This is a genomic window from Thermophagus sp. OGC60D27, from assembly GCF_052400625.1.
Lineage (GTDB): Bacteria > Bacteroidota > Bacteroidia > Bacteroidales > Marinilabiliaceae > Thermophagus.
The window spans coordinates 421,198-432,758 of record NZ_JBQTGH010000001.1 but is presented as its reverse complement, the minus strand read 5'-3'; the positions used below and the strand labels follow the sequence as shown (position 1 = coordinate 432,758).

Below are 11,561 nucleotides of genomic sequence, written 5' to 3'. Positions count from 1 at the left end.
ATGAACAGAAGAAAAGACAATTCAGACGCAAACACTGGTTATACTGGTGTAAAAGAAAGTAATGACACCAATTCCTACAAAAAGACTGTAATTAATATAGGAATTGTGGCCGTTGTGAGCTTATTAGCTTTATTAGCTATCGTTATTTTTTAACCTTTAAAAAACCCATTGAAATGGAAAAACAGAATGTAAAAGTAGCCCTTCCAATAGAAGTGTTGAACGATGTTATAAATATGCTGTCCTCTTTGCCATACAGGCAGGTGGCAGGTGTTATGAGAAAAATTGATGAAACGGCCGTTCAGGTTAATGTAAATGAAGGCGAAGAAAAACAGACTGCAAAACCCCGTAGCAAGTAGGTTTAAATGATATTTTAATGTTATTTCAACGATGTTTCGATAATAAGCTGCCGTATACTGTATAGCACAGCGTATGGCAGCTTAATTGTCTTATTGTTATACCAATTTTTTTAACCACTTTTGTGATGTGTTTTTTTCTGCACAATTCGTTTTTAAATTGTGTACATTTCGATTTGGGGATTATAAGCGTCCCAAGAAAAATTTTGAAAATGTTTTTTCTTCTTGCTTTTGTAAGGAATAAATTCGGATGTACATCCCGAAGGAATTCATGCTATCCTAAATTTGATCATATATAAACTAATTGAGATGGGGATGTAGAATGCTATAATACATTATTTAAATATCTTTGTGCCCGGATAGGAAATGCAATATCCGGGATATTTATTCCGCAAAAAAGATTTGTGGGAAGAGACAATCGCCTAAAAAAATGAGAAAGAGGGAAACGAGCATAACTAAAAGGTTTTGGTTCGGATATTTCGGAAACAAAAATATGTTGGAAATCAGTTGTGCGAGTTTCATTCGACCAATAACTTAGATAATATTTTTACGAATGAAAAACATAAGGAACTTTTGCATCATTGCCCATATTGATCATGGAAAGAGTACTTTGGCCGATCGATTGTTGGAGCGCACCAATACGGTGTCCGATCGTGAATTGCTGGAACAGACCCTGGATAACATGGATTTGGAGCGGGAGCGGGGTATCACCATAAAAAGCCATGCCATTCAGATGCAATATCCTAAAGATGATGAGGTTTATACATTAAACTTAATAGACACGCCCGGTCACGTTGATTTTTCTTATGAAGTGTCGCGGTCCATTGCTTCCTGTGAAGGCGCATTGCTTATTGTGGATGCAACGCAAGGGATTCAGGCACAGACAATCAGTAATCTTTATCTGGCTGTTGATCATGATTTGACCATTATTCCGGTGCTAAATAAAATGGATATGGAGAGTGCCATGCCGGAAGAGGTGGAGGATCAGATTATTGAGCTTATTGGCTGCGATCGGTCTGAAATCATCAGGGCCAGTGGTAAAACCGGTATGGGTGCCGAGGATATTTTGAATGCCATTGTAGAACGCATTCCTGCCCCCAAAGGAGATCCCGAAGCCCCCTTACAAGCTTTGATATTCGATTCGGTATTTAATAGTTTTCGGGGCATCATTGCCTATTTTAAGGTCGTGAATGGTAAGATTCGAAAGGGCGATAAAGTTAAGTTTTTCAATACCGGCAAGGAGTATGAAGCCGATGAGATTGGTGTTTTGAAGTTGGCCATGGTATCGAGAAATGAGTTGAGTACCGGCGATGTGGGGTATATCATTTCGGGTATCAAAACCAGTAAAGAAGTCAGGGTGGGAGATACCATCACGCATGTGAATCGTCCTTGTTCCAAGGCGATCTCCGGTTTTGAGGAGGTGAAGCCCATGGTCTTTGCCGGTGTTTATCCCATCGATACGGAGGATTATGAAGATCTGCGTGCGGCTATAGAAAAGTTGCAGCTCAATGATGCCTCTCTGACCTTCCAGCCGGAATCTTCCGTAGCGCTGGGCTTTGGATTTCGTTGTGGTTTTCTGGGAATGCTGCATATGGAAATCGTTCAGGAACGTCTGGATCGCGAATTCAATATGGATGTGATTACAACGGTTCCTAATGTGCCGTATATGGTTTATACCAAACAGGGTGATGTGTTGGAAGTTCATAACCCTTCCGGACTGCCCGAACCCACGGTCATAGACCATGTGGAAGAACCTTTTATCAGAGCACAAATTATTTCCCGGTCCGATTTTATTGGGCCCATCATGACGTTGTGTCTGAGCAAAAGAGGGGAGCTGATTAATCAACATTATCTCACTTCCGACAGAGTGGAACTGAGTTTTGATATGCCTCTGGCAGAGATTGTGTTTGATTTTTACGATAAGCTGAAGAGTATTTCAAAAGGGTATGCATCCTTTGATTATTACACAACAGGATATCGACCTTCGAAGTTGGTGCGCCTGGATATTCTTTTAAACGGAGATCCGGTCGATGCCCTATCAACACTTACTTACTTTGATAATGCCTATCCTCTTGGACGAAGGATGTGTGAAAAACTGAAAGAATTGATTCCCCGTCAGCAGTTTGATGTGGCCATTCAGGCCGCTATCGGAGCCAAAATAATTGCCCGCGAGACGGTTAAAGCGGTGCGAAAAGATGTTACGGCCAAATGTTACGGTGGGGATATCTCCCGAAAAAGAAAACTGCTGGAAAAGCAGAAAAAAGGGAAAAAAAGAATGAAACAGGTGGGTAATGTAGAAGTGCCTCAAAAAGCCTTTATTAATGTATTAAAACTGGATTAATACTTTATTCGCATAAAGGTTATTCAGGTCGGATAATCTCGACCTTTTAATTCGGGATTCGTTTCAATTGCTTCTTTGCCCATAAAAATGTATGAATTAGGGTCAATGATGAGCACGGTGCCAGTTTATGAGAGGTTTTTTCTATCTTAGGGGAAACGGCTATATGGACCTGTCGTGCCAGTCTCATCCGGCCAATGAGTAAAATTAATTTTATACGAATGAAAAAAACATTCATCATTCTATTGTTGATTGGAGTTCCTACTTTGCATGAAGCATTGGGCCAAGATCCTTTCAGTCCGTTCTATGAAGTTGGCATAAAGGCTTCTACTGTATTATCTACCGCGTTTATTTCCATTGATGATGAAGGAAGCGGTTTTAAGGGGCCCGGAGTAGGGGTTAGGTTTCTCCATATGCAGACAAAGAATGCGGGGCTTTTGGCCGAAGTGAATTATAGCAGTCAGTCTTTTACCTCTGAGGAGCTGGAATATAATTACAGTTTCATTCACATCCCTTTTATGTCCCGTTTCCGATTTCCGTTAAATAAGAGAAATGATATTGCTTTAAATATTGGCTCGTATTTACAACTGATCACGGATCAAGATGTTGATGTCGTATTTGATCGCAGCAGTCTTTTTGGCCTTGCAGGAGGTTTGGACTATGGATTAATGGTTGGGAAAATGCGGGTTTCTGTGGAAGGCAGATATCATTACAATTTGCATTCAAATAGTGACGATGCCGATAATATAAGGTCTAGCTGGTTGGAAGTTACCCTTGGATTAAGTTTTAGACGCCAAAAGAAAAACTAAAGATAGGAGGGCGATTGGGACGTTGAGTTCTCTGGCCATCGATTGGTTGTGTTATTGTTTTGTTGCACGCCCCGGGAGGTGGGGGTTTTTGAAAAATGAAACGAGCATGACAATGTGAAAATGACGCAAAAGAGTAGGTATAACCCCTGAGTCATGCGAGTTCCATCAGACCAATGGATTAACCAGTTTTTATACGGATGAAAAGGGAATCCATACTCATTGACGAATATTTATTGCTTATTAGAGATTAAAATCATTAAAAACCATTCCAATACCGTATTGGGATGGTTTTTTCAGTTCAGGCCTATTTTACCCTTAATGGGGTGAAGGATGACTAAAATTTTATAGTTTTTGTAAGGGGGATTAAGAATGATGAAAGAAATAGGTTACCATGAAAACATGTGTAAAGGTTTGAATTGTAAAGGATTGATTAAGTTTTAAGGACAAAACAAGCCTCTACAAACCGTGCTGATGATTGAATATACATTTAATAAGCATTGAATTTGATTTAAGCCCGTTTAAGAGAAAAGAGTAGAACAAAGATAATAGATTTAACGTGGGATTCAAAAGGATATAAAAAAGCACGAAGCAGTTCATTCTGTTTTGCGCTTTTTTGATATTTGAGAAAGAAAAAATATTGAAAGGTACAATTTAGGTTACAATTTTTTTTCTGGGGCTGATGGATTTGTTTTCTATTTTTGTATCAAAGCCATTATTCCTGATGCGCAAATCTGATAGAATCAATAAACGAAACCGACGCCTGGTTCATAAATTTTATGAGCTCTACGGTGTGAAGCGCAATCGCATTGATGACGTTTTAAAGGAACTTGAAGAGGAATATTTTTTCTTAGACCAGGACTATATCTACTCTCTGATATTCTACGATAAAATCAACTACGAGTATTACAACCAGCTCCTTAGTAAATCAAAGCAACCTACATCCTGATGTCATAAAGCGGCTCACCATCTGTGGTGTCAGACCGTGTGATTGGGCCTTTACTCAAATCCACTTCATTAACTGACTGTTGGTCATATTCAGCCTGAGCACTGGCATCTTCAAGAACAGAGGCGAACGAAATGCGGTAAAGATTACCAGCGTCTCCGCTTTCCTCCCGGCGCATATCCACCCGTCTCATTGTATTAAAATTGTTACCACAGAGGCCGTGGAATGCAGTGTGTAGTTTGGTAAGTATCCTGAGAAAGTTGATCGCGCTATCCTGATTATATGATCCAACGTAGGTATCAGAGGACGTCTCAAAGAATAGATAAAATTCTATTTGCGTTTCGCAGTTCTGTATTAGTTGGCCTTTGTCATTACATGACATGGTGTTGAAGGATATAAAAACTGCCGGGCTTTGGAATGGCAGCTCATCCGTGAGGAAAGAAACCTGCTCGAGCCATAAATCAATCCACTCAATTTCGGGAGTTTTAGTTTTAATTACCTCTGCCAACTCTTTGTATAAATCTGTCCAGGCTTCCATTTTGAGAGTGTAAAATAAACTCTGTCCATAAACTAATCAATCTTAATATTGCAGTTTATGACAGACAAGAAAAAAGAAACACCCGAGTATCGCGCTCTGCGCGACTTGGCTTTAGAACAATTGCGTAGTGGAAAATCACTTACAGGCGAAGGTGGCGTTTTTGCGCCCATCATAAAGGAATTTCTGGAAAGCGCTCTTTCGGCCGAGATGGAAAATCATTTGTCGGAAGAAGAGCGTTCTTTGGGTAACAAGCGCAATGGAAAAGGCACCAAAAAAATAAAGACCGGCTCTGGCACTATTTCTATAGAAACCCCACAAGATCGACATAGCAGATTCGAACCGGAGATTGTCAAAAAACGGCAACGCGTTCTTGCTGATAGTTTGGCACCGAAAATCATAGGGCAATATGGAAAAGGAATGAGTTTAAGGGACATATCCTCCCATATTGCAGAAATGTACGATACAGAAGTATCACCCACAGTATTAAGTGAAATAACAGACAGGATAATACCACAAGTAAAAGAGTGGCAAAATCGCCCCTTAGACGATGTTTATCCCATCGTCTGGCTACAAGGTAAATGGTGAAGGACGGGTTGTTAGTCGGGCAGTATATAATATTTTAGCCATCAATAAAGAGGGCAAGAAGAGCCTGATTGGCATGTATATATCCGAAAGTGAAGGTGCAAAGTTTTGGTTATCTGTATTAACTGATTTGAAAAATCGTGGTGTAAAAGATATACTAATTGCCTGCACCGATAAATTAAATGGTTTTTCAGAAGCAATATTGAGCGTTTTTCCTGAAACAGAGATACAAAAATGTATCATTCACCAAATTCGCAATTCCTTGAAATATGTAGCGTCAAAAGACCAAAAATCCTTTATGAAAGACTTGAAAAAAGTATATCGTGCAGTCAATAAATCTGAAGCAGAAACAGAACTGATAAACTTAGAAGAGCAATGGGGCAAAAAGTATCCTATCGTAATACGTTCCTGGAATGATATCCAGTGGGTGGCTGTCGAAAATTATCGAAGAGTTTCCAAAATATTCTGCAGAATGGCTTTTGACCGGTAAAGGTGGAATGATGAAATCGGAGGAGAAGTTGAATAAAGCTATTTCATCAAGGGACAGAGCCTCCCAGGATAAACCCACAAAGCCATTGTATTTGATTGAGAGCGTGAAGGAGCTGGCTATAGAGAACCACGAGTTGAAGAAGGAGTTGGAGGATTTAAAGCGAGAAAAAAAGGCTAAGGAGCCTCCTGGCTATAATGTTGCTGCCGAACCTATCGTGAAGCCCTCTGGAAGAAAGTAGCCCCGGCCCCCAGTTTTTCCCCTCCTTATAATATGCCCCCCAAAAGGCAATACTACCCCAATGTATCATGTAAACTTAGGTTATGACCACCTAAAAGTAAAATCCTTTAAATTGTTAAATTTGCAAGATTCGTAGGAGAGAATTTGCACGATTTGAAAGGCCAAATACATTTTCCATTTACTATGTACATTTGTTAATGTGTGAATATAATATGGGAACATTCCAGGGTGTTTCCATAAATTATTTTCAAAACAACCCTTTAAATTAAATCATTATGCAAAAGTTATTGTTCTTATTTTCGTTTGCTGTTTTCTTATTGGCCTGTCAGGGCCCTGCCCAAAAATCGGCTGAAGCCGATTCGGATGGAAGTACGGCGGAGTTGGCCAAGAGTGTAAAAGAGGAGTTCATCCGTTCGTGGAACGATTACAAAACTTACGCTTGGGGACACGATGTATTATTACCCCTTTCTAAAGGATACCATGACTGGTATGAGGAGTCGTTGCATATCTCACCCATTGATGCTTACAGTACCATTAAAATAATGGGACTGGATGAAGAGGCACAAAAGGTGGAAGATTACATTATTAATGAGGTGAATTGGGATAAAGATCTCTTTGTTAAAACCTTTGAAGTGAATATTCGGATTCTGGGCGGATTACTGGCCATGTATCAATATACTAAAGATCCGGTGATTTTGGAGCGTACGGAAGATTTTGGGCGACGGATGTTAAAAGCGTTCAATTCTCCGACCGGAATTCCTTACTACTATTTTAACCTAAAAACCGGCGAAGTAAAAGGAGAGAGGGTTAATGTGGCGGAAGCAGGAACCTATTTGCTGGAAATGGGCGTGCTCAGTCATTATACCAAAAATCCAGTCTATTATCAAGCTGCAAAAAAAGCCAATCTGGCTATATGGGAAAGGGTTTCCGACCTGAATTTGGTGGGTGAAATCATCAATGTGGAGACGGGTGAATGGCTCAATACCTCCAGCCATATTTGCGCCGGAATAGATTCTTATTATGAATATCTTTTAAAGAGTTATCTGTTGTTTGGCGATGAAGATTTGAAAGCCATCTGGGATCAAAGTGTGGAGGCGGTTAATAAATATCTTGTGGAAGAAAGTGATACCTCATTCTGGTACAAGCGAGTTGATATGCACACCGGCCAAAAAATTACCGATTTGATCGATCCCAATTCGACTCATCAAACGGGCCATATAGTAACGCTTTACGACGCATTTTTCCCCGCAGTGCTGGTTTTGGATAATGATTTGGTGAGAGCCGAAAAAAATCAGGCTACCTGGAACTGGTTATGGAATCGCTATGGTCTGGAGCCCATGATCTATGATTTTGCGCAAGGAGTTCCTACTTATCCTGCCTATGATCTGAATCCGGAAATTATTGAATCTGCTTATTACCTCTACCATCGTACCGGAAATGCCAAATATTTAAATATGGTGAAAAAGTACTGGTCCGATTTATTAAAATACAGCAAACATGAGGTGGCTTTTGCATCCGTAGAGGATGTTCAAACAATGAAAAAGAAGGATTATATGCCAACGTTCTTCTTTGCCGAAACAATGAAGTATTTATACCTTACATTTATTGAAGAAACCAAAGCATTTAATTTGGATGATTACATCTTCAATACCGAAGCACATCCTTTTTTCAAAGCAGATTTTAAGAAAGAAGAAGTCCGGGAAAATCTAGGACTGAAATAATATCTTGTTTGGTAGGGTGAAGGCGATTATCCCAAATTTGTCAATAGAAGAAGAAAACAACGGATTCAATCCGTTTGAGAAAGGATTAAAAATCGATTATTCTAAAGATCGGTTTGGGGGCCACAATAAACATCTTTTCCGACCCGAAATGAACCGGGTCGGTAAAAGATAATTACCATTTATAGTGTTCTTTACAAAAAGGAATTATAGCACCAATTTGTAGCCTTTCCCATGGACGTTGATGATTTCAACGGCGGGTTCATCTTTGAGGTGTTTTCTCAGTTTAGTGATGTACACGTCCATGCTTCGGGCATTGAAGTAATTGTCGTCCACCCAAATGGTTTTAAGGGCAAAATTACGTTCCAACACTTTATTGGCGTTGTTGCATAACAATTTGAGCAATTCCGACTCTTTGGTGGTGAGCTTTACGATTTTGTCGCCCTCAATTAATTGTTGTTTTTGGGTGTCAAATTTGTATTTGCCGAGTTGGAAGACTTCCTGATTGGCAAGACCTCCTTTGGTCCGACGTAAAATTGCCTCAATGCGGAAAAGCAGCTCTTCCATGCTAAAGGGCTTGGTGAGGTAGTCGTCAGCACCGATTTTGAAGCCCTGGAAAATATCTTCCTTCATGGATTTAGCAGTAAGGAAGATAATGGGGACATCGGTGTTCACCATCCGAATTTCTTTGGCAAGGGTAAAGCCGTCTTTTTTTGGCATCATGACATCAAAAATACAAACATCGTATTTTTTATTCATGAAGGCTTCATAGCCCTGTTCGCCATCGGGCAAAAGATCTGTTTCATAGCCTTTGGCTTCAAGATATTCCCGAAGCAACATTCCTAAGTTCTCATCATCTTCGGTCAGGAGAATTTTATATTCTTTTTCCATTCCTAGGTATTTTAAAAGGTAAAAATATTTCGAATTTTGTGCCTACATTAAGTTCACTTTCAACGGTGATCGAGCCACCATGGTCTTCTACAATTTTTTTTACATATGCTAACCCAAGCCCAAATCCTTTAACGTTATGAATATTTCCTGTCGGTACTCTATAAAACTTTTCAAAGATACGTTTTATATTTTCTTTTGAAATACCCATGCCATTATCCTGAATTGAGATAACTACGCCATTTTTAGGTCGATTCCATGTTTTGACCTGAAAGATTGGCTTTCCGCGACGATATTTCAGGGCATTGTCCAGCAAGTTATGAATAACATTTGTAAAATGCACTTCATCGACATAAATCGTAGGATTTTTGGCATCCAGTTTTTCAATGATCCTCCCTTCTTTATTCTCAACTTTCAGTTTAAAATTATTGGTGACACCGGCAATAAGCTCGTTGATATTCACCTTTTTGATTTTCAAACTGGCATTTCCTTTTTCAAAGATAGCCATTTGCAGGACTTTTTCAACCTGAAAGCTGAGTCTTTTACTCTCGTCCTGAATAACACTTGAGATATGTTTTAGACTATTAGGGCTTTTTGCAACGGTTCCATCTTTTAACATTTGCGATGCCAGTGAAATGGTCGAGATGGGCGTTTTGAATTCATGGGTCATGTTATTGATGAAATCATTTTTAATTTCATCCAGACGTTTTTGTTTGACGATTATGACAAGAGTCAAAATTGATGCCAAAACCATTATGATGGTAAATACCGCACTGGGCAAAACCATACCCATGGATTCCATAATGTAATTAGGACGCTCGGGGAAATAAAGTTGAATGTGGTTGGCTTTAGGGTGTAGGTCGTTGGGGAAAAGATACTTTTGATAAATTTTATTGCCTTCTTTTTCGTTGAACCCAACAGTGGACATTACTCTGTTGCCGCGTGAATCAACAATGGAAAATTCATAGGGCAATTTAATGCCTTTTTCTTCAAATTCTTTAAGGAGGAAGGCGTCCACCAGTTCACGATCAATTCTTCTTTCTATGGGGATGTCGTCAAAGAGATCTTTAAGCAGCCTTTTGCGTTGTTCTTCCATCTTGTTGCGGACCTGGTGCTGGATATTATTGAAAGCGATCTCCAGGGGGTCCATAGCATCCGATTTGCTGAATATCATAGGGGTTGTTTCCCGATAAGAAAAGACAAGAGAATCTTCGTTATAAGTGGAAAATTCAGTGTCCATTTTCGATCCTTGAATGAAAAAGTCGAATGTGATATCAAGTTGAGGGACCTCTTCCTGATCAAATTGATTGTTCTGGCTGGAAAAGTATTTGTTTTCTTTGCGAAGGTTTTCAGGTAAATTACTAACCGGATTGAGCTTTAACTGAGCACCGAGCCTTGATGTTTCATTCATCTCCAGACGGGTGATAACCTGATCCATAGCTTGCCGAACCGTCTGATCGAAATGGACCTCTTTGATTTTGGTGGCATTTTTTATCCAGAGGGTTTGGATATAGATCAGCCCGGCAAGTGTAAACGCAATGATAATGGTCAATACCCAAATAAATTTCCTGCTCATGTTACAAAAATAATGGGTTGAACTCGAAATCTTGTTTGATTAACATTAATTAACTTTAGTGCTTGATATTCAGTTAATAAAGATTTTTATTGGTTGTAAAAATCTTTTCGTCCTGATTTCAACTTTCTGTTAGCGATAGGAGGGGAATTGAGTTCAATTTTGCCAAGCATATTTCCTGTTTTTTGCATAATAGAGGGTGATAATATAGAAAGAATTTTTTAACAAATGAAACAAGCGTGGCAAAGAAAGGTTGCCACAAATGAGTAAGTATAAAACTTGATCATGCGAGTTCCATTAGACCAATGTTTTAGATGCATTATATACTAATGAAATACGAAAAAATGTTGTTTAAGAGAGAGTGTCGGTTTGGACATTTTCCAACGCTTCGTTAGCCGCATTTTGCTCCGCTTCCTTTTTCGAGTTTCCCCGGCCCATTCCGGAGATTTTATCATTGACAACCGCACGTGCGATAAAAATGATGTTTTTGTTTTTTGACTCTAAATACTCTTCTGTGATAAATTGCACCGGACATTTGTTTTTTTGTCCCCACTCAATAAGTAAAGATTTGTAGTTCGTATCGTTTTCAATGATATCTTTTAAATTCAGGTATTTGGTAAGAATTCTGTTTCTGATAAACTTTCTGGAGCTGCCATAGCCTTTATCCAGAAAAATGGCACCAATGATAGCTTCTAAGGCATCTCCCAGAATATGTGTTTGGGAAATATCGCCGGGAGGATGAAATTGGATCCAATTTTGGAGTCCCATTTCCAATGCAATTTGATTGAGATTGGCCCGACTTACAATGCGAGATCGGGTTTTTGTGAGAAACCCCTCATCTTCATTGGGGAAAAGGAGAAAGAGTTCTTGTGCAACAACAGCACCTAAAATAGCATCGCCAAGATATTCCAGTCTTTCGTTGTTAATTGGTTTTTTACCGGAATGTCTTCTGATAGCAGATTTATGTACCATCGCTTGATAGTACAAATCCGTATTGCTTGGTCGAATGCCTGTGATTGAATTAATAAATCTATAAAACTTTCTTCCCCTTCGGGAAAAAAGTTTTATAGATTTAAAGAGCGGTATAAACAC

The 11,561-nt window shown here is 39.3% G+C and carries 11 protein-coding genes and 1 pseudogene; 8 read left to right on the top strand and 4 right to left on the bottom strand.

What is annotated here, in order from left to right; all coding sequences use genetic code 11:
- The 5 genes from ACT29H_RS01650 to ACT29H_RS01630 all read left to right on the top strand — a co-directional run bounded on the left by ACT29H_RS01650 (position 1) and on the right by ACT29H_RS01630 (position 4,446).
- On the top strand, positions 1–153 hold the full coding sequence (locus ACT29H_RS01650; protein WP_444819850.1) for a hypothetical protein: 153 nt from the start codon (positions 1–3) through the stop codon (positions 151–153).
- Positions 154–173: 20 nt separating this feature from the next.
- Entirely contained in the window at positions 174–356 is a 183-nt protein-coding gene (locus ACT29H_RS01645; protein WP_444819849.1) for a hypothetical protein, read from the top strand.
- A 550-nt stretch (positions 357–906) separates the two neighbouring features.
- The gene (gene lepA / locus ACT29H_RS01640) at positions 907–2,694 is read left to right on the top strand and encodes a translation elongation factor 4 (RefSeq protein ID WP_444819848.1); all 1,788 of its coding nucleotides are present in this window, start codon (positions 907–909) and stop codon (positions 2,692–2,694) included.
- A gap of 218 nt (positions 2,695–2,912) precedes the next feature.
- Positions 2,913–3,500 (top strand): outer membrane beta-barrel protein, encoded by a 588-nt coding sequence (locus ACT29H_RS01635; protein WP_444819847.1) that lies wholly within the window; start codon positions 2,913–2,915, stop codon positions 3,498–3,500.
- A gap of 721 nt (positions 3,501–4,221) precedes the next feature.
- Positions 4,222–4,446, top strand: a complete 225-nt coding sequence (locus tag ACT29H_RS01630) for a hypothetical protein (protein WP_444819846.1) — start codon at positions 4,222–4,224, stop codon at positions 4,444–4,446.
- Here ACT29H_RS01630 and ACT29H_RS01625 read toward each other — a convergent pair.
- Positions 4,436–4,981 carry a hypothetical protein gene (locus ACT29H_RS01625; protein WP_444819845.1) on the bottom strand — a complete coding sequence of 182 codons (546 nt, stop codon included), beginning with the start codon at positions 4,979–4,981 and terminating at the stop codon, positions 4,436–4,438. The two genes, ACT29H_RS01630 and ACT29H_RS01625, sit on opposite strands and share 11 nt — an antisense overlap.
- Positions 4,982–5,038: 57 nt before the next feature.
- Here ACT29H_RS01625 and ACT29H_RS01620 point away from each other — a divergent pair.
- The 3 genes and pseudogenes from ACT29H_RS01620 to ACT29H_RS01610 all read left to right on the top strand — a co-directional run.
- Positions 5,039–6,008 (top strand): annotated as a pseudogene (locus ACT29H_RS01620) (IS256 family transposase); the annotation flags it as partial.
- 52 nt (positions 6,009–6,060) lie between these two features.
- A complete protein-coding gene (locus ACT29H_RS01615; RefSeq protein WP_444819844.1) occupies positions 6,061–6,291 on the top strand; it encodes a hypothetical protein in 231 nt (76 codons plus the stop codon).
- Between the two features lie 274 nt (positions 6,292–6,565).
- The gene (locus ACT29H_RS01610) at positions 6,566–8,011 is read left to right on the top strand and encodes a glycoside hydrolase family 47 protein (protein WP_444819843.1); all 1,446 of its coding nucleotides are present in this window, start codon (positions 6,566–6,568) and stop codon (positions 8,009–8,011) included.
- A 204-nt stretch (positions 8,012–8,215) separates the two neighbouring features.
- Here the strand turns inward: ACT29H_RS01610 and rprY are convergent, their stop codons facing one another.
- The 3 genes from rprY to rnc all read right to left on the bottom strand — a co-directional run bounded on the left by rprY (position 8,216) and on the right by rnc (position 11,561).
- Positions 8,216–8,899: a response regulator transcription factor RprY gene (rprY, locus tag ACT29H_RS01605; protein ID WP_444819842.1), complete on the bottom strand. Its 684-nt coding sequence runs from the start codon at positions 8,897–8,899 to the stop codon at positions 8,216–8,218.
- Positions 8,883–10,472 (bottom strand): sensor histidine kinase, encoded by a 1,590-nt coding sequence (locus ACT29H_RS01600; RefSeq protein ID WP_444819841.1) that lies wholly within the window; start codon positions 10,470–10,472, stop codon positions 8,883–8,885. Before ACT29H_RS01600 ends, rprY begins: the two co-directional genes overlap by 17 nt.
- A 348-nt stretch (positions 10,473–10,820) precedes the next feature.
- Positions 10,821–11,561, bottom strand: a complete 741-nt coding sequence (gene rnc / locus ACT29H_RS01595) for a ribonuclease III (RefSeq protein ID WP_444819840.1) — start codon at positions 11,559–11,561, stop codon at positions 10,821–10,823.